Source organism: Lysinibacillus sp. G1-3 (assembly GCF_056322905.1).
The window spans coordinates 157,326-177,180 of the sequence record NZ_JBWHYQ010000013.1; the positions used below are offsets into that span (position 1 = coordinate 157,326).

Here is a 19,855-nt window from a genome sequence, read left to right on the forward strand (position 1 = left end):
CACATGCATGTTATAAGAAAAATTACTTTGTTAATCTTTCGAATAGTGGGGCAGTTTTTTCTCGCCATAGAGATGACGATAGACAATTATCGATTAGCCGACGGACTGTATACTCCGCTTCCGCATAACGTTTCGAATAACCCATGGCATCTTGCATTGCTTCTTTATAATTTGCTCGAATATCTTCAATTTGCGCCTCTGCTTTCTGTGAAATTGCACAATGTTTCCCTATATCGAAAATTTCATCCCCTAGTCTGCCGTCCTCGGGATCAAAGATATGAGGATCCGTACTATCAAAGATGCAGAAATTTAATTCCGGGATAAGAACCATATCAACAGAGTTTGCATCCAACCCACACCAAATAATTTGCGCATCGAGACCTCTCGCATTCGCTTCGTCTGCCAAACCTTTCATTAACGAAGATTTACCTGTACCCGGTTTTCCTTTGATCATCAATCTCCGAGATACATTTTTCGTTATACTATCTACTGTATTTTCGGCCCCCCTCGGTGTTAATGTTCCGAGTAAGCGGTGCGTGCGCACACCTGTTTTGTTCAAGACCATCGATTGGAAAACATCTGCCTTTAAATTTTCAACCTGGTCATTTAATGCCTCCCAGTTCATACAGCTCTGTGTGACTACTTCCCAATCATCATGAATCTTTATAGCTTTAGTAAGCGACGAAATACACTTCTCACGCCATGACTCTCGTTCCGTCATCGTATTAGCAAGCTGTTCGCCAACCTTTTCAAGCTGAACTTCTTCTAAGCAATCATAAAATGACATCACCCGATGCTTTGTGCCAAGAAAAGTGGGTTCAATCCCCCACTCCGATGACCATACAAATAATCGATTACAGCCTTGAACGTATACTGCCTCTACAACATCCTCCAGCAAAGCATGCTTAAACCACTCCACCGCAAAGCCCTGCTTCACATAAAAATACCCAAGCTCTTTAAGAAGCTCAGATCCTTTAAACGTCGGTGCACCCTGCAAAATATAAACTAATTCTGCCTCATCCATCAGTTCTTTATATAAATGTTTAACTCCTTGCCCAGTCAGTGCGTGTCCATAGTAATAAGTCACATTTCCGTTCAATTTCGATCCCCCTTTCTTATGCCTTGCATTATATGAAGGAACCTTAAAAAAAATGAAAAGCTACTTTTAATTTTTCACATAAGATAAAAAAGGAATATCCAAGATAAAGTCGAATTTTTACGTTTGGAGGGAAATGTATGATAAAAAAAATTGGGATTGTTTAATTGGTATTAACAATGATGTTAATAGGTGTACCTTATTTATTGGGTTATTCAACAAATGAATTTTTAAAGTATCCTTTATATTTAGGAGTAATAATAACAGTTGCATTTGCTCCTGCCCCTACCATAAAAAAACAAAATAGAAAGTAATGTTCTCAAATTCATGGATATCGACCGACTTGCAGAGCATTTTCGAGTTACCTAAGTGTTTCTCCTTCTTAGCTAGCAGTCTACTGCTTATCTAAGTGATTCATCCGCAAAATGCCAATAAAAAAACTACCCAGCATATCATTTTTGGGTAGTGGTGATTGATGCAATCTTTGATTTTGTCACAGCGACTAAATCATCTAGCTGTACGTGGATTTGCATGCCAATTTTTCCGGCACTTACAATAATACTTCCTTGCTCTTGAGCCGACGCATCGATCACAGTCGGATAAAGCTTCTTCATGCCGACTGGCGAGCATCCGCCTCGTACATAGCCTGTATAACCAAGTAACTCCTTGACCGGGAGCATATCGATTTTTTTCTCTCCGATAACCTTTGCAGCAGCTTTTAAATCAAGCTCATCTGCTACAGGGATAACAAACACAAAGAGCTTTTGTGCACTTGCCTTTGCTACTAATGTTTTGAAAACATGAGAAACTGGGTGACCAATTTTTTCTGCAACCGATATTCCGTCAACTTGGCCGTCACCAGTCTCATATTCAATTACTTCGAACTGTATTTTTTGTTGCTCCAATAATCTTATCGCATTTGTTTTCGCATGCTTTGCCTTCGCCATGTCAAAAATCTCCTATCTGCAGCATTAGGCTATCATGGAGAACATAGGGTCATTTCCTGGTTGATAGCCTTCTTTTGCCATTTGAATATGAGTGGCATATTTTTCAGAAGCGGATTTAAATGTTCGCGCCTTATATGCCTCCGCATAACTCTTACCGAAAATTGTATCTGCAAATGGATCCAATTTCAATTCCTTCGAAAAACGCTCTGGTACATTAACGTCAATACTTTCACGTACAAAAGCAGGTTCACTTTCATCTACCTCTTGACCATTTAATTGCGCTTGCATATGCTGTATTTGAGCATTTGCACTTGCCGCTACACGTAAATCTTGTGGTGATGGCTGCGAGGGGGCTAGCGCTGTATTCCTCACCTGATCTAATATTTGTAACGTCTCCACATTTACATGCTCTAGCTGTGAATACGCAAGAGCTTCAGCTTTTTGCGTTTGCTCATGAGCGAGCACATTCTTTTTCGTTTGTTGCAAATCTTGAATGATTGCTTGTTGTTGTGGCGTGACTTCTTTAGATTCCTCTTTTTGTTGTTCATAGAGTTCTTGATCTGTATGCCCTAAAAGTAAATTTTCTAGCTCAAGCAATAATGGATTTTTCTTTGGTGGAAAATACATTGCATTTTTTCGATATGCATCACCTGCTTGTTTTCGCTGTAAAATCTTTTTACGATTATAGTGTGATGACAGTCTTTCTTGTTCTAATAAACTTGATAGTTTCATATGATTCACCTCGGCTTTCTTATTTAATATGCGAGTTAAAAAATAGATATGATAATTTCTTCTCTGAATAGTTTCTGTACCTTAATTATCGGAATTTTCTTTATCAAATTCAAGAGCAAATTAATACTAAGCTCCTAACGAAATAATTCACTTTCGTCAAAATAGGCATAAAAACCTATAGTTAAATTTGTTTTTTCGTTCATTTATTACTGCAATATATAATTTCAATAAAAATTATTACTGTTATTACTTTATAAATGGTGTTAATTCACCACTAAAAAAACAGCCCTTTAGCAAGGACTGTTTTCTATCTATCTTTTTTAGGTTTAATAAGTATACTTTTATAGGCTAGGTAGCCAAGCCATGCTCCTAGCGTATTTAAAATTAAATCATCAATATCTGCTGAGCCAACCGTAAAAATAAACTGGATAGTTTCTACCGCTAGGCTAGAGATAAAGCCTATACAAATAACGATCCAAGCTTTGCGGCACTTTTTTGATAATAGTGGTAGTAAAAAGCCCATTGGGGTAAATATTAATAAATTGCCGAGTAAATTAATAATAATGATATCAACATTAAAATACTGAGCGTAATTTATATAGCGAAGAATTGTATCAAAGGGAATAAAATTTGTCGTTAATCGCCAGTTACTATAATCAAACAGCCCTAATTCACCAAAAGAATATTCACCATTGAACAACATAACGACCACATTCACTAGACGATCAATGACTAGTTTATAAAAAGCTATTACAGAATAGATACAAAAAAAGATCCACCCTGCTATCTTTATCGGTAAATAATATGTATCTATTAATGAACGATAAGGTAACGGTAGCTTGGCTCCACTATGTATACTATTTTTTGTCATGCCAATACCACCTACTTCCCTATATCCTCACATAATTTTAATATTCCCTGCTTCCCTAAGCAAGTGGTAATAATAAGATGGATAAAGCGTTATAGCATACTATCGCAAATTGTATAGCCTTCACATCTGTCCGATCTCGCTTAGAAAAGAGATGACTGAACAACATGTCAAATACAACACAAAATAAAAAAAGCTGCCTCAATTATTAGCTGAGACAGCGTTATTTCAAGGTTTTATACTGGATTTACTCCATGCTTACGTTCTGAGAATAATAAGTACTTTGACATATAAAGCTCTAAACGTGATTCAAGTGCTTTTCTTAAATCATTTGGCTCAATAACATCGTCAATGATCAGCTCTGAAGCTAGACGATAGACATCGATTTCCTCTTGATATTCTTTGCGTTTCTCTGCAATAAAGCTTGCTTGCTCCTCTTTTGGGAGTTCAGCAATTTTATTGGCATAGACTGCGTTAACTGCAGCTTCAGGTCCCATTACAGCAATTTGTGCGTTGGATAATGCAATACAACAGTCTGGCTCAAAAGCTGGACCTGCCATTGCATACAGCCCTGCACCATATGCCTTTCGAACAATGACCGTTAATTTAGGAACGGTTGCCTCGCTCATTGCAAAAATCATTTTCGCACCATGGCGTATTATCCCTGCTTTTTCAACCTGTGTACCAATCATAAAGCCTGGTACATCGGCAAGGAAAAGAAGCGGAATATTAAACGCATCACAAAGTGAAATGAACTTTGCAGCTTTATCAGCTGAATCGTGGAACAAAACACCTCCCTTTACGCGCGGTTGGTTGGCGATAATTCCAACGGGTTGCCCATTAATGCGTCCTAGCCCTGTAATTAATTCTGGAGCGAATAATTTTTTTACTTCACAGAACGAATCTTCATCAATAATACGTTCAATTAGCTTATACATATCAAAAGGAACGTTTTGATTTTTCGGTATTAGCTCATCAATCGATTTTTCAAACGAAGCTGGTGGTTTTGGAGCTTCTACCTTACTACGCTCTGCATAGTTATTCGGGAAATAGCTCAAGTATTTACGAGCATAGGAAATAGCTTCCTGTTCTGATTTAGCAAGCACATCTCCACAACCGGAAACAGAACAGTGCATTTTCGCTCCACCCATTGTTTCCAAATCTACCTTCTCGCCTATAACCATTTCCGCCATACGAGGAGATCCTAAATACATCGATGCATTGCCCTCTACCATGACAACGATATCGCAGAATGCAGGGATATAGGCACCACCTGCCGCAGAAGGCCCAAACAGTAAGCATATTTGAGGAATTTTACCTGAAAGCTTTACCTGATTATAGAAGATGCGTCCTGCCCCTCTGCGACCAGGAAACATTTCTAATTGGTCAGTAATACGTGCACCTGCTGAATCGACTAGATACAGTAATGGGCAATTTAGCTTTTCAGCTGTTTCTTGAATACGAATCATTTTTTCTACTGTACGTTTACCCCAAGAGCCAGCTTTAATCGTCGAATCGTTTGCTAAAACACAAACAGTACGACCATGGATTTTACCGATTCCTGTGATAACGCCATCTGCTGGTAGGTCCCCTGCTAAGCAGTTCGCATACAAGCCATCTTCGGATTGAAGCCCATCATCTAATAATAATTCGAGTCGTTCACGTACAAATAGCTTTCCTTGTTGTGCATTTTTATCGTGATATTTTGGCAAGCCACCTGCTAAAATTTGTTCCTTCATTGTTTTCGTCGTATTTTCTGTCGGTACATTGCTCATAGTTAATTCCTCCTTTTGCCTAAACGGTTACGCCTTAGCATAAATAATTAATAATATACCTAGATTTTGGTTCGTCATCATAGCGTGGGGTTGATTTCCGTTCCAGCTGGGCGCTTTGTTGCTGTCGCTACGCTTTCGCACAGTTAAAACATTCGCCGCTGTCGCTTCGCTTTCGCGCAGAGCTTCCTAGGGGCGTTCGATGAGCCCCAAGAAGTCATCTAGCTCCACTTTTGATGATATGCCAATATTTTAAAATTCTACTTTAAAACCTTTCAAAATCTCTTATCAGATCTTTATTTCCCTACATATTGCGGTGTTCGTTTTTCCTGGAAAGCAAGTAAGCCCTCTAATCGATCTTCTGTAGGAATCAGAGCATTATATGCGAGTGATTCGATTTTTAAACCAGTAGCTAAATCGACTTCAACACCTTGATTCATGGCGATTTTCGCCTGTACTAAAGAAAGTGGAGCATTTTTTGCCATTTCAAGTGCAAGCTGCTGTGCCTTTTCAAGTACTTCATGTCCCTCATGAACATACTCTACAATGCCGTAACTTCTTGCTTCCTCTGCATTTAATCGACGCGCTGTATAAATTAATTCTTTCGCTTTTCCAATACCAATTAGTCGCGGAAGTCGTTGTGTACCTCCTGCCCCCGGGATAATGCCGAGAGAGGTTTCCGTAAGGCCTATCTTGGCATGGGCAGCTGCCATGCGTAAATCACAAGCTAACGCTAGCTCGAGTCCGCCACCGAAAGCGACGCCATTTAATACGGCAATAACTGGTTGAGCGAGTGCTTCTACTTTTGCCACTGTTGCTCCGATTAATTGCACAATCTGCTTTACTTGTCGGTCTGGCATCCCTTTACGCTCTTTTAAATCTGCTCCTGCGCAAAAGGCTTTTTCCCCCGTTCCTGTTAGTAAGACGACTCGTACTGCCGGATCACCATTTATGTTGTCGAGTGTCGTGCTAAGCTCTTGGAGTAATTGTACAGACATCGCATTTGCCGCTTCCGGTCTTGAAAGGGTAATAAGCCCAATGCAACCATGTAATAATTCAAAACGAACGAGTTGCGTCATATTTGACTCGCACTCCTTTCATTACGGGCAATCGCCATTTGTTTAGAGGCAACTGCCTTCCCTAGTTTCTGTTCAATAAACAGTGCAGCCTCTAGCACTTTATTCAGTTCTACACCCGTTTTAATACCCATTCCATTTAATAAATACAATAAATCTTCCGTAGCCACATTACCTGATGCTCCTTTGGCATATGGACAGCCCCCAAGTCCACCAAGCGCACTATCAAACTTCGTAATGCCCATTTCTAAAGATTTAACGATATTTGCTAGCGCTGTGCCACGTGTATCATGAAAATGCATCGCAAAATTTTCTACAGGGAATCTTTTTAATAATTCTTCTAAAAGGCTTTCCACCTGTGTCGGTACACCAACGCCAATCGTGTCACCAAGAGAAATTTCATCGACGCCCATTTCCAGTAATTTTTCTGTTACTCGCAAAACTTTTTCTGGTTGTATGTAACCTTCATACGGGCACCCAATCACCGTTGAGATATAGCCTCGTACGTTTTTATGCGCTGCCTTTGCCCCGTCCACAACTTCCTGTAATATCGGAAATGTTTCATCGATTGATTTATTAATATTACTTTGGTTATGGCTCTCACTTGCCGACATAAAAACGCTCACTTCGTCTATTTCAGCCTGCAATGCACGTTCTAAGCCACGCATGTTCGGTACTAGTGCCGCATACGTGATATCTTTTTGACGTTTAATGGCTTGAAGAACCTCCACTGCATCAGCCAGCTGCGGAATCCACTTCGGATGCACAAAAGACGTTACCTCGATATAATTCAATCCAGTTTGACTAAGTAAATTTACTAGCTGTACTTTATCGGCAGTTGCAATATGCGTTTTCTCATTTTGCAAGCCGTCACGAGGACCAACTTCCTTTAACGTTACATGCTTTGGTAGCTGCATAAAGAAGCCTCCTTATTCGATTTCTAAAATATCGTCATCTACGTTAATGAAATCCCCTTCATTCGCAATGATTTTTGTAACTACGCCATCTTCTTCTGCTGCAATAGGAATCTCCATTTTCATCGACTCTAAAATTGCCACATCTTGTCCTGCAGTCACTTTTTCGCCTTCTACTACAACGATTTTCCATACTGTTCCTGCCATGCTCGCTTTAACTGTTGCCATTGTAAATCCCTCCAAATGTATGAATAACGCATGCGCACTCATTGTTTAAGTGCGCATGCTTTGATCAATTTCGCCTTGGCGTAATTACCGCTGACGCTTCGCTTTCGCGCAGATAAACAATGCGTCCGGATTTTGAATTGTGCACAGGCCTGCACGAGGGCCGACACGATGTCGGTCATTTCGGTAATGCCACAGGGCGTGGCGTTTTTACCGATGCAGGTCAGTTAGCCGTTTTCGCAGGATGCGAAAGTGTTAGGCTAACATCCTTTATTCATTTCTTTTAAAATCCGTGACATCCGCCGGAGGCCATTATCTTCATTCAGCAGGAATCTGCTGCATGAGGATAAATGTTCTTACTTCGTCTCTGCTAATTGAGGTAAATAATATTCATCCACAAATTTAGTGGTTGTATAGCCCTTTAAAAATTGTTCATGTGTCACTGTTTTCAACAACATCGGAATATTTGTTTGAATACCTTCTACTTTATACGCGTTAAGTGCCTTAATCAGTCTTTCACACGCAATTGCTCGTGTTTCTCCCCACACAACTAATTTGCTAATCATTGGGTCGTAAAAAGGTGTTACCGCAGTGCCAGCCTCTACGCCGCATTCATGGCGAATACCTTCACCTGTAGGCAATTCAAATGCCGTAATGGTGCCTGGAGAAGGGAAAAAGGTTGACGGATTTTCAGCATAAATACGTACTTCAATCGCATGTCCTTGTCTTTGTATACTATCGCGAGTAAATGCTAGCGGTTGTTTTGCCGCAATTTTTAATTGCTCCTCCACAAGATCTAGCTTTGTAATTTCCTCCGTCACCGGATGTTCCACTTGTAGGCGCGTATTCATCTCTAAAAAATAAAAGTTTTGCTCCGCATCTACTAAATACTCAATCGTACCAGCATTCACATAGCCAATATGCTGAACTGCCTTAACTGATGCATCTAGCATTCTTTTTCTTGTTTCCTCAGAAATGAATGGAGATGGCGCTTCCTCGACTACTTTTTGATTTCGACGTTGAATCGAACACTCACGTTCAAATAGTGGTACGACATTACCTTCATGGTCTGCAATAATTTGTACCTCGACGTGGTGAGGATCCGCAATAAATCGTTCCATATACATCGTGCCATCACCAAAGAATGACTGTGCACGCTTTTGATTCCCCTCAAAGGCTTTTGCTAATTGCTCGGCATTTTCAACGAGCTGCATGCCGATCCCTCCACCGCCAGCAGAGGCTTTTAACATAATCGGATAGCCTAGGCGGGAAGCAATTTCAATAGCTTCCGCGACATCTTTTACCGGTGTCTCTACACCTTCAACAATTGGTACACCGGCAGCTTTCATTGTTTTTCGAGCTTCTAATTTACTACCCATCGAAGCAATTACGTCCGCGCTTGGCCCAATAAATACGAGGCCCGCTTCTGTACAACGTTTAGCAAACTCAGCGTTTTCTGATAATAAGCCATAGCCAGGATGAATTGCGTCAGCGCCACTTTCCTTCGCAACTTCAAGAATACGATCAATATTTAAATAGCTTTGGGCAACAGGTGGCTTTCCAAGGCAGAACGCCTCATCTGCATCCTTCACATGTAAGCTTTCAGCGTCTGCCTCAGAATAGACTGCAACTGTTTGAACATTTAGCCGTTTGCATGTTCTTATAACACGTCTAGCTATCTCTCCACGATTGGCAATTAACACCTTCTTGAACATAAGTCTGACCCCCTTTTTACTTCACTGTAGGAACAAAATTTTCTCGTAATTTAAACTTTTGTACTTTTCCAGATGCAGTCATTGGATAGTCCTCGATAAAGAAAATATGTCGTGGTATTTTATGTCTAGAGATTTTATCCCGACAATAATCTCGAATCTCTTCCTCTGTTGCCTGCTCTTCTTCTCGCAAAATAATCCAGGCTGCCGCTTCCTCTCCATAAACAGGATCAGGAACACCTGCAACCTGTACATCCGCAATTTTTGGGTGTGTATAAAGGAATTCTTCAATTTCTCGAGGAGATATATTTTCACCGCCACGAATAATCATATCTTTTAAACGCCCTGTTACACGTATATAGCCCGCCTCATCCATCGTTGCCAAATCCCCAGTATGCAGCCAGTTATCCTCATCTATTGCAAGAAGCGTTTCTTCTGGGTTATTATAGTAACCTTTCATGACATGGTAGCCTCTCGTACATAGCTCCCCTTGCTCATTCGGCGCAGCTTCTTCGTTCGTACCAGGAATGACAATTTTAACTTCTAGATTTGGCAATGCGCGGCCAACTGTTTCCACCTTTAACAGTAGCGGGTCATCAGCTCTCGTTTGTGTAATAACAGGTGAGGCTTCTGTTTGCCCGTAACAAATCGTAATATCCTTCATACCCATTTTGTCGATAACTGCTTTCATAACCTCGATCGGACAGTTAGAGCCAGCCATTACTCCAGTACGCAACGTTGATAGATCAAAAGATGCAAAATTCGGTAAATTAAGTTCACTAATGAACATCGTTGGTACGCCATGTAACGCGGTACACTTTTCTTTTTCAACCGTTTGTAACACCTCAGTAGGTGAAAACTCTTGCACTGGTACCATCGTCCCACCACTAGTAGTAATCGCTAATGTTCCAATTACACAACCAAAGCAATGGAAGAATGGGACAGGAATGCACAAGCGATCTTCGTAAGTTAAACGCATACATTCTGCAATATTAATCGCATTATTGACTAAGTTATAATGCGTTAACATAACACCTTTCGGAAAACCTGTTGTTCCTGAAGTATATTGAATATTAATAACATCATCATAATGAAGTGCTTGCTGTCTTTGGTCTAATTGCTCCTCTGTTATTTGCTCTGCAGCAGATAACACATCAGACCAGTTTAGCACTCCGGGATATTTTGTCTCGCCAATTAAAATAACATTTTTTAATAAAGGTAGTCGCTCTGATTGCAAATTGCCTGGTTCACAATGTTCAAGCTCTGGACATAACTCTTGCAGTGTATTTATAAAAGAATGGTCTCGATAATTTTCAATTAAAATAATCGTTTTTGCATCGGATTGCTTCAATAAATATTCCAACTCGCTTGAACGATAATTAGTGTTTACAGTGACGATTGGGGCTCCCATTTTACCTGTACCAAATTGCAACTGTACCCATTCTGGAACATTAGTCGTCCAAACTGCAATATGCTCACTCTTCTCTATTCCAAGAGCCATCAACCCTCTAGCGACTAAACGACTTTGCCGATTGAGCTCCTCATAAGTCATACGTAAATCCCTATCTGCATACACTAATGCTTCGCGTTGTGGATATTGTTTAGATTGTTCATCTAGCAATTGACCAATAGTTTGATACACAAGTTCTGCCATGAAAATCCCCCTATGCTATTTAACTTCTTTCAGCATTCATCTCACATCTCTATAAGTGGTGAAATGAATGCTTGTTTAAGCTACTTTCCAGTGGATGTCCAAACACCTGCTGAAATAGAGGAACTCAGTCTAAGAACGCCACGTCCTGTGGCAAAGACTGAGTGACCAACATCAGTTGGCCCAAAGCCTCCAGCGGATGTCACAGAATCGGAAAGGAGTGCTTTGTGCTAGCACAAAGCCGATTCCGGACGCAACTATGCCGAGCCATAATTGATTATGATTAGCAACCAATTAGACGAGAAATAACGAGACGTTGAATTTCAGATGTTCCCTCACCGATTTCCATTAACTTAATGTCACGCAAATGACGCTCTACGTCGTATTCTTTCATATACCCTGAACCACCGTGAATTTGAATTGCTTGATTACAAGTGCGGAAGCCCATTTCAGAGGCAAATAATTTTGCCATTGCCGCTTCCTTCCCGAATGGTTTCTTTTGATCTTTAAGCCATGCCGCCTTATGTACTAACGTACGTGCAAGCTCTATTTCCATTGCCATATCGGCTAATTTAAATTGTATTGCCTGAAGTTTTGATATAGGTGCACCAAATTGTTCACGTTCTTTAGCGTATTTTAATGCTTTCTCATAAGCTGCCTGTGCAATTCCTACTGATAATGCAGCAATGGAAATACGCCCACCGTCTAACGTATTTAAAAATTGGCTAAATCCTCGTTTTTCATCCCCTAAAAGATTAGCTCTTGGTACACGAACATTTTGCAAAATAATCTCACACGTATTGGAACCACGTACGCCCATTTTGTCGTAATTGCAGTTGATCGTTACGCCAGGAGTGTTAGTTGGTACAATGATAGATGAAATAATTTTTTTACCATCTTCACGTTTACCTGTCACTGCTGTCACAATAATTTGACGTGCAAAGCCCGCGTTTGTGATCCAGCATTTTTCACCATTAATGATGTAATCATCACCATCAATTACAGCTGTTGTAAGTGTTCCACCAGCATCTGAACCTGCATTTGGCTCTGTTAGACCAAACGAACCTAATGTTTCTCCCTTCGCTAACGGAACAAGCCATTCTTGCTTTTGCTCCTCTGTGCCGAAATTGTAAATAGGCGAAGCACCTAAGCTAACTGCGGCTGCATAGCTTAATCCTGTGCCGCCACATGCACGTCCGATTTCTTCAACAGCAAGTGCATAGGAAACAGTATCTCCGCCTGAACCGCCGTACTCTTCAGGAAACGGGATCCCTAATAAGCCTAGCTCTGCCATCTTTTTAAAGCTCTCTATTCTCATCGTCGATGTCTCGTCAATCTCACGAGCATACGGTTTAATTTCTTTTTCAGCAAAATCACGTACCATATCTCGAATCATCTCTTGCTCTTTCGTTAGTTCAAAGTTCATCCCCAGTCCCCCTAATGTTTAATTTGCCATAGCAGATTTCGTTCAGATGACAGCTGTAATAAATCAATTATGCCTCGGCATAACTCCGTGACATTTGCCAAAGGCTTTGGACCAACGTGATACTGGTCATTCAGTCGTTGCCACAGGACGTGGCGGTCTTAGACTGAGTTCCTCTATTTCAACGGGTGTTTGGATACGCGTTGAAATAAGTTAATACCGACTAGTCGGTTTGTTTTAAATATTAATAAAACCAGTCGTTGCTGGCTTCCCCTTGACCATAAATTGAATTGCTTCGTCCATTGCTTGTTCAGTGACAATCGCACGCAATATCATATCCGTAAATACTTCTGTAATTTCCTCCATTGTTAATGGACCTGATTGCTTAAACCATTTGTATGTCCAGTTAATCATCCCGACAATAGCCATCGTTACAATAGTACAAGGTAGTTCTGTACGAAAATCCTTTGTTTGCTGGCCTTCCTCTATGACTCTTTGTAAAATATCCCGATATTGGTCTCGTTTTTTATGAATGATTTCACTATATTCCTGTGCCAAGGAATGACTTTCCTCGTAAAAAACCGTAATATGCGCTTGATACATATCAAACACTTGTGTTAGTGTTTGCAGCATTGCACATAAACGTGTAATCGGTGTCTCGTATTTGTCATATGCCTCCTGTGACTGTTTAATCACATACGAAATAAATACATCGTGAATTTCATATAACAGTTCATCTTTCGATTTAAAATTATGATAAAATCCACCCTTTGATGCACCAATATATTCAACAATGCGATCAACAGTTACATTGTGATAGCCATCTTGCTGAAATAGCACTACAGAAGCGTCAACAATGCGTTGTTTTAATGTTTTCTTTACCATAGACATCTATCATCCTTCTTATAACTCTTTACTCAATCACTTCTTATAATTAGAAAAGGTTGTAGGTTATCGCATAATGTATGTTGATTTCCGTTCCGACTGAGCGCTTTCTTAAGGGCGTCCAGTCTCTATGACATACGTTTTAACAATATGCAATGCCACCCTATAATTCTGTTGACAACCCCTTAATTTTCCTAATTATTAAAAAACTATGACATCATTAATATAGCATTTCTAAAAAATAGTGTCTAGCGTCTATATAGGATATAATTAATTTTTCGAGAATTTATTTTACATAAAGTAGAATTTTAAAAATCACTACAAATAAAAAAACCTACAATTACTGTATGCTTTCCATTTTATTTTATTACTAAAATCTCAAAAAAATTCCCTAGTGTTGTACAAAAACACTAGAGAATCTACAAAACATAGTTATGAAGCTTTTGGTATTCTACGTAACCAAGAGATGATTATTGCAATAATTAATGCAAAACCTAAATAGCCCATTGTTGAATAAACCTTTCCAACTAATGTCGTGAACCCAACTAAACTCGCAACAAAGCCTATTAAACCAATTACCACGATTCCTATTTTAAAATATTTATGGTCAGGCGCTATAAAACGTACTGTAAAGGCGTAAAGCATTCCTACAGCCGTATTGTACATCATGCCTAATAAAGCAATAGACATTAAAATCCCCACTACAGGATGAATTTGTTTGGCTAGCTCTAATGTTGGCATCGCTGTCCCACCAACTACGTCCATTTTAACGAATAAAGCAATATTAATAAGTATGATTAAAACACCGAGCATAATACCACCAAGAAAACCGCCTAAACCAGCAATCTTACGCTCTTTAACCGTCCCCCCCATAACAATTAGCATCGCCGTACCAGCAGCTATGTTATAAGATACATAGAGGAGTGCACCTACTAGCCAATTGGAAGCCGCAGATGATTGCTCTTTCGCTAGCACATTCTGTTCTGCAATTGTTAAGTCCATTGTGAAAATAGAGTAAATTAATATGATAAAAACAATCCCCATTAAATATGGCGTCACTAAAGCTATTATATTAATAATATTTTTCACATTTAATAGCAGCGTTAAAATCGTAATGATTACCATGAAAATGCTGCCGATCATCGGGTTCATACCGAACATTTGCTCAAACGTTGACCCTGATCCCGCAAACATAACAACCGCTACACCAAATAAGAAGAACGTTATGACTATATCTAATAGTACGCCAACATAACGCCCACCGATTTGATAGATTACTTCTTTATGAGATGTCGTTTGTGAATCTGCCCCTAATTGCGCTAGACTCATCCCTAAAAAAGCAAATGCGATTGTTGCGACAATTCCTCCTGCTATACCGTAAAGACCAAAACTCGTAAAGTATTGCATAATTTCTTGTCCTGATGCAAAGCCAGCACCAACGATTAATCCTACAAATGCGCCACCTATCTGCCAACTTTTTTTCATAGAACACCTGCTTTTCTATTTAAATCAACTATGCCTCGGCATAATTCCATGTCATCCACTGCAGGCTATAGGCCAACAAATGGCTTTTGCGTGAAAGCGTAGCGCCAGCAACAGCACTATCCTGATCATTCAGGCGTTTCCACAGGATGTGAAGTTCTTAGCCTGAGCTCCTCTATTTCAGCGGAAGTCACATTATTTATAAGTTTTCTGTGCTACTGTAAACAAGTCGATCGTCTCTCTATTTACTTCATAACCGATACCCGCTTTTTGAGGAACTTCAATAAGACCGTCCTTCACCACAACTTCTGGGTCGATAATGTCTTTTTCCCAATATCGACTGGAACCTGCTGTATCACCAGGTAAAATAAAATTCGATAATGTAGTTAACGCCACATTATGTGCACGACCAATACCCGACTCCAGCATGCCGCCACACCAAACAGGAATGTCATTCGCCTCACAATAATCATGTATTTTCTTGGCTTCAGTTAAACCACCGACACGTCCAATTTTAATGTTAATAATTTTAGTACTGCCCAATTCAACAGCTTTACGTGCATCTTCTAATGAATGGATACTTTCATCTAAGCAGATAGGCGTATCGATTAATTTTTGTAAAGCTGCGTGATCAATAATGTCATCTGACGCCAATGGCTGCTCAATCATTGTTAAATTAAAAGCATCTAGCTGTTTGAGCGTTTCAGCATCTGTGAGACGATAAGCTGAGTTCGCATCCGCCATAAACGCCACATCTGGGAACGTCTCACGTAATGTACGCATTACTTCTACATCCCAACCCGGTTTGATTTTAATCTTCATTCGTTTATAGCCTTCATTCACAAAACCATCTACTAACGCCACTAAGTCCTCGATTGATTTTTGAATACCGATACTGATCCCAACTTCAATATTGTCCTTTTTACCACCAAGTGCAGCCGCGAGAGATTGATTCGTCTGTTGGGCGTAAATATCCCAAATAGCACCTTCTATCGTTGATTTCGCCATATTATTTTTACGAATCGGTTTAAATAGCTCATTGACCTCATCTGGATGCTGAAGTTCTTTATTTAAAATAAGAGGAATTAAGAAATCTTCTAGCATGTGCCAGTTCGTTTGTAATGTTTCCTCGTTGTACCAAGGAGAATGAAAGGCAACAGATTCTCCCCAACCGATTGTTCCTGATTCATCTTTAGCCTCTAAAACTAAAAAATCCTTATCATCAAATGTGCCAAAGCTTGTTGTAAATGGTTCTTTTAATTTCATCTTTAAATGCCTAATGGTACATTCCGTTATTTTCATATTGCTTTGCTCCTTCCAGTCCTAAAGTTTCTAATTTAACAAGAACATACTCGTTGTAATTTTCTTGCTGTTGCAATTGAACGGCTGCATAACCTTGTGCAAACAATTGTTGTAATATGCGTCTCGTTTTGAAGCGCCAGTCCAATGCTAATGTCGGGTCTTGCAACTTCAATGCTTGAAAATCCTTCGGTACAGGCAGCGTATATAAATCGCTGTTATATTTTAAATTTTCAGTTATTTCTAAAAATAAGAATCCTTGTTCATTTTGTACACAGTTAGCCACTGGTGTGGCATTCTTTGCATCTATTAAAACGCTTTTATTGACGTAATCAGAGGCTATATACCAGCTCACCTCAAAACGATCAGAGGGTAACCCCTTATTTAAACCATCCTGCATTTCTCCATAGCAATTTTCTATATACGTATAACAAATGCCATTTAATTTGGAGAGATTAAGATAACCATTACGTGTTTCCAGCGGATCAAAGGTCCATACCATTAAATCATAGCCCCGCTCTATAGCAATGGCTTGCTGGGCATATTTTAATTTTTCACCGATTCCTTGAGAGCGGTAATTTTCGTCTATCCCCAACATATGAGAGCATAAATAGCTTTTGCCCTCTCGAAACCCCGAAAAGCCATAGCTAAAGCCAACTAATTTTTCACCATCATAGGCACCCACAACGATCCCACCGTTTTTCACAGCGGTTAACGTTTGATGAATGGGAATAGAAGGCATCCCCCAAATGTTATATTCCAATTGCTGAACTTGTTCCAGCTGCTCGATTGTCTTTATTTCCCTTATGTCAATCATCCTATCACTTCTTTCTATATCTTTATCCTATATGAACGGCTTGTTCTATAAAGCTCGTAAAATCGCTCTCGTAATAATGTTCACTCCTGTAATAAGCCGCTCTCGATTAAAGGTCATTTTCGGATGATGTAAGCCTGGTGTTACACCACAACCTAAGCCAAGCATTGTTGCTTTAAGGTTTGGACGCTCATACGTATAAAAATGAAAATCCTCTCCTCCAGGGGTAACGACTGGTGGAGTACATGCGCTTTCCCCAACCACGTCAACAATAGCGGAATTCATATGCTGTAAGGCCTCATCATTCACTAATGCTGCAACGATATGTGCATCTACAGTTAAAGAAATTTTGGCTCCATACATCGCTTCAACCGATGCTTTTACACGTTCAACACCATCCGTGAGAGACTCCATTACTTCATTTGTTTGTGCCCGTGCATCAATGCTAAATGTTGCTTTTCCTGGAATAATATTCGTAGAGGTTCCTCCTGCATTAAATTGCGTCATTTTGACTGACGAAGAGACATTAGGGTCTGTCCAGATTTTTTGTAAACCTTCAATAATTGCGGACCCTACCTCAATGGCATTAATGCCAAGTTCAGGTCGTGCGCCATGAGCCTCTTCTCCAATAATAGTCCCCGTAAAAAGCTTTGCCGCACCGTGGTACAAGGCCGGGGCGTACGTTCCGTCCCGTAATTCTTTCAACGGACGAACATGGACACCAAATAAGTATTCTAGAGGATCAATAAGCCCCTTATCAACGAATGCTCGAGCACCTTGTGCTTTTTCTTCAGCAGGCTGAAAAAGAATACGTACTGCACCGGGAAGCAAATGCTCCATATCCTTCAACACTAGTGCTGTCCCAATAGCCATCGTCATATGACCATCATGACCACAAGAATGATTCGCCTTAAATTCACCATCTACTTCCTGCCATAGTGCATCGATATCCGTACGAAATCCAACGCTCGGCGTTCCTTTCCCAATATCTACATACAGTCCGGTCATATCTTCGAATAACTGAGGCTCCATCTGTGCCTCCTTCAACAAATTGGCGATGTATTTAGTTGTCTGCTTTTCCTGCCAGCTAATTTCCGGATGCTCATGTAAATGTGTAAAAATCTCTGCCAATCTCGGCTGTAAGTTAGGTAATACTTGATTCATATTATTCAACTCCATCGATTTGCTAAAAAGCTATTTTGGAAATCATCATATTTTACGCGTTGATTTTCATAATAGTCGTGATCCTGTGCAGTCATACCTGCAATTAATGTATTTAAAAATGAAATCAGTGCTGGCATTGCATCAATCGTAGACATTTCTTGTTGTTCATTTATAAAAGTAATCGTCGCATATTGTGTAATAGGTGCAATTTTAGAATCTGTAATGCCGATGATTTCACAATGTTTTTCTTGAATTTCAGCTGCAAATTGAATCGGCTCTTTAAAATAGCGATGGAACGATAAAATAATGACCACACTATCCTCATCGATTTCTTGTAAAGCTCTAATGATTTCACTAGTTTCAAAATCTAAAATCACGACGTTAGAACGTAGCATATTTAACGTAAAATACAACCATTGTGCCGCTAAATGGGACGAACCATTCCCAACAATATAAATTTTTTTCTTCGTATGCAGCAAGACGGAAGCACGATTAAAATCTTCTTCGTTAATGTTCTTTGCAACGTTTAAAATGCTAGATGCATCCTTTTCCATCGTTTTTTCATAAAACCGCGGCGTTTCAAAAAGTGCCTGTTTTGATTGCAAATAATTTTGCAAGCTACTAGTATTTCCTTCATTGAATAAATGCATCGTTATCTCACGTTGCAACTCAGCATAACCCGATAATCCTATAGCGTAGCAAAAGCGGATAACTGTCGTTTCACTTACCCCTGCCCTATCCCCCACATATGCAGCTGAATGAATACCTGCATTCTGCATATTTTTGAGAATAAAGACAGCTACCTTCTGCTGACTCTTTGAAAGTTCCTGGTATTTATGTTGAATGACTTGGTGAATTGTTTGATTATCCATCAAAGAAGTACATCCTTTTTTATTTTATTTTTGAAGTTTGAACTTCATTCTGCATGATACATAGCCTAGCACAGTTTTTTTCACAATACAATATATTTTCTGAAAGTTCTGTTTATATCTTCTGAAATCAATGAAAATGGCTGTTTTTTAAAAGATTGTTGCTTTTCAATCAATCGAGTGGGTTTGTTCAATAAGCAGGAATGAATTTTAGTTAATATTAAACGGAAGATTTGTTTATAATTGGAACTCCTGTTCATTTCGAACGTTTTAAAGTAACGGAGCAAGAAAGTTATTATTTAATTTAGGAGGGATTTAGTGGGTGTTTTTGAACCATTGTATATTTTCTTCTTATTAATTTTGCTTGGTTTGATTTATATTTTAGTAACTATCTATACAATCTGCAAATTTAAATTTAATATGATTGGGCTACTACTGATTATTCTTTCTATATCTAGTTATTTATTAATTGGTAAATATTTGGTTAATGCCGGTAATTATGCAGATGAACATTCTTCATTATTCGGGTTAAGCTTTCTTGAATTGACACTTCTATCATATCCGTATATTTTTCTTGGATTATTAGTTGTTTTAGGAAAAAAGGGTGAGCGTAGTTGAGGCGGCTTTCGTAAAAAATTCGGTTTGCGGAAAATAAAAAAGCAGAGTTAATCTTAAGAAATTAACTCTGTTTTGCTGACTTCAAGATTTTGTGTAGCATTCGAACGAATTAGGTTATCTCCCTACACCCTTGAGGAAGGAGAGTTCTCTCGTTCTAAAAAATTGCAAACAAAAAAAGCCAAGGAATAAATCCTCGACTTTTCTAGGTGCCTAGCGACGTCCTACTCTCACAGGGGGAAGCCCCCAACTACCATCGGCGCTAAAGAGCTTAACTTCCGTGTTCGGTATGGGAACGGGTGTGACCTCTT

Annotated in this window: 18 protein-coding genes and 1 rRNA gene; 1 reads left to right on the forward strand and 18 read right to left on the reverse strand. The window is 39.5% G+C overall.

Going from position 1 to position 19,855, the window contains the following annotated elements:
* Positions 1-22: 22 nt before the first annotated feature.
* The 17 genes from ACVYAD_RS15595 to ACVYAD_RS15675 all read right to left on the reverse strand — a co-directional run bounded on the left by ACVYAD_RS15595 (position 23) and on the right by ACVYAD_RS15675 (position 18,932).
* Positions 23-1,099, reverse strand: a complete 1,077-nt coding sequence (locus tag ACVYAD_RS15595) for a nucleotide kinase (RefSeq protein ID WP_476427061.1) — start codon at positions 1,097-1,099, stop codon at positions 23-25.
* A 449-nt stretch (positions 1,100-1,548) separates the two neighbouring features.
* Positions 1,549-2,043 (reverse strand): Cys-tRNA(Pro) deacylase, encoded by a 495-nt coding sequence (gene ybaK / locus ACVYAD_RS15600; RefSeq protein WP_476427063.1) that lies wholly within the window; start codon positions 2,041-2,043, stop codon positions 1,549-1,551.
* A 24-nt stretch (positions 2,044-2,067) separates the two neighbouring features.
* Positions 2,068-2,775, reverse strand: coding sequence for a hypothetical protein (locus ACVYAD_RS15605; protein ID WP_476427064.1), 708 nt, complete (start codon positions 2,773-2,775; stop codon positions 2,068-2,070).
* A 307-nt stretch (positions 2,776-3,082) separates the two neighbouring features.
* On the reverse strand, positions 3,083-3,646 hold the full coding sequence (locus ACVYAD_RS15610) for a VanZ family protein (RefSeq protein WP_476427065.1): 564 nt from the start codon (positions 3,644-3,646) through the stop codon (positions 3,083-3,085).
* Between the two features lie 233 nt (positions 3,647-3,879).
* Positions 3,880-5,418, reverse strand: coding sequence for an acyl-CoA carboxylase subunit beta (locus tag ACVYAD_RS15615; RefSeq protein ID WP_197139540.1), 1,539 nt, complete (start codon positions 5,416-5,418; stop codon positions 3,880-3,882).
* Positions 5,419-5,711: 293 nt separating this feature from the next.
* Positions 5,712-6,494, reverse strand: coding sequence for an enoyl-CoA hydratase (locus ACVYAD_RS15620; RefSeq protein WP_476427066.1), 783 nt, complete (start codon positions 6,492-6,494; stop codon positions 5,712-5,714).
* Entirely contained in the window at positions 6,491-7,408 is a 918-nt protein-coding gene (locus tag ACVYAD_RS15625; RefSeq protein WP_476427067.1) for a hydroxymethylglutaryl-CoA lyase, read from the reverse strand. The genes ACVYAD_RS15620 and ACVYAD_RS15625 overlap by 4 nt, the downstream gene beginning before the upstream one ends.
* Before the next feature lie 12 nt (positions 7,409-7,420).
* Positions 7,421-7,633 carry an acetyl-CoA carboxylase biotin carboxyl carrier protein subunit gene (locus tag ACVYAD_RS15630; protein WP_036160711.1) on the reverse strand — a complete coding sequence of 71 codons (213 nt, stop codon included), beginning with the start codon at positions 7,631-7,633 and terminating at the stop codon, positions 7,421-7,423.
* Positions 7,634-7,986: 353 nt separating this feature from the next.
* A complete protein-coding gene (locus tag ACVYAD_RS15635) occupies positions 7,987-9,345 on the reverse strand; it encodes an acetyl-CoA carboxylase biotin carboxylase subunit (protein ID WP_476427068.1) in 1,359 nt (452 codons plus the stop codon).
* A gap of 16 nt (positions 9,346-9,361) precedes the next feature.
* Complete coding sequence (locus ACVYAD_RS15640; protein ID WP_476427069.1) at positions 9,362-10,996, reverse strand: AMP-binding protein; 1,635 nt, start codon at positions 10,994-10,996, stop codon at positions 9,362-9,364.
* A 280-nt stretch (positions 10,997-11,276) separates the two neighbouring features.
* Positions 11,277-12,419 carry an acyl-CoA dehydrogenase gene (locus ACVYAD_RS15645; protein ID WP_349662026.1) on the reverse strand — a complete coding sequence of 381 codons (1,143 nt, stop codon included), beginning with the start codon at positions 12,417-12,419 and terminating at the stop codon, positions 11,277-11,279.
* Positions 12,420-12,653: 234 nt separating this feature from the next.
* Complete coding sequence (locus tag ACVYAD_RS15650; protein WP_349662034.1) at positions 12,654-13,301, reverse strand: TetR/AcrR family transcriptional regulator; 648 nt, start codon at positions 13,299-13,301, stop codon at positions 12,654-12,656.
* Positions 13,302-13,733: 432 nt separating this feature from the next.
* Entirely contained in the window at positions 13,734-14,786 is a 1,053-nt protein-coding gene (locus ACVYAD_RS15655) for a YkvI family membrane protein (protein ID WP_476427070.1), read from the reverse strand.
* Positions 14,787-14,978: 192 nt separating this feature from the next.
* On the reverse strand, positions 14,979-16,085 hold the full coding sequence (gene menC / locus ACVYAD_RS15660; protein WP_349662028.1) for an o-succinylbenzoate synthase: 1,107 nt from the start codon (positions 16,083-16,085) through the stop codon (positions 14,979-14,981).
* Complete coding sequence (locus ACVYAD_RS15665) at positions 16,060-16,899, reverse strand: GNAT family N-acetyltransferase (RefSeq protein ID WP_476427071.1); 840 nt, start codon at positions 16,897-16,899, stop codon at positions 16,060-16,062. The genes menC and ACVYAD_RS15665 overlap by 26 nt, the downstream gene beginning before the upstream one ends.
* A 45-nt stretch (positions 16,900-16,944) precedes the next feature.
* A complete protein-coding gene (locus ACVYAD_RS15670; RefSeq protein ID WP_349662030.1) occupies positions 16,945-18,060 on the reverse strand; it encodes a M20 peptidase aminoacylase family protein in 1,116 nt (371 codons plus the stop codon).
* 5 nt (positions 18,061-18,065) lie between these two features.
* On the reverse strand, positions 18,066-18,932 hold the full coding sequence (locus ACVYAD_RS15675) for a MurR/RpiR family transcriptional regulator (protein ID WP_476427073.1): 867 nt from the start codon (positions 18,930-18,932) through the stop codon (positions 18,066-18,068).
* A gap of 315 nt (positions 18,933-19,247) precedes the next feature.
* On the opposite strand from ACVYAD_RS15675, the gene ACVYAD_RS15680 reads away from it, so the two are divergent.
* A complete protein-coding gene (locus tag ACVYAD_RS15680; RefSeq protein ID WP_476427074.1) occupies positions 19,248-19,547 on the forward strand; it encodes a hypothetical protein in 300 nt (99 codons plus the stop codon).
* A 208-nt stretch (positions 19,548-19,755) separates the two neighbouring features.
* Here the strand turns inward: ACVYAD_RS15680 and rrf are convergent.
* Positions 19,756-19,855, reverse strand: a 5S ribosomal RNA gene (rrf, locus tag ACVYAD_RS15685); the annotation flags it as partial.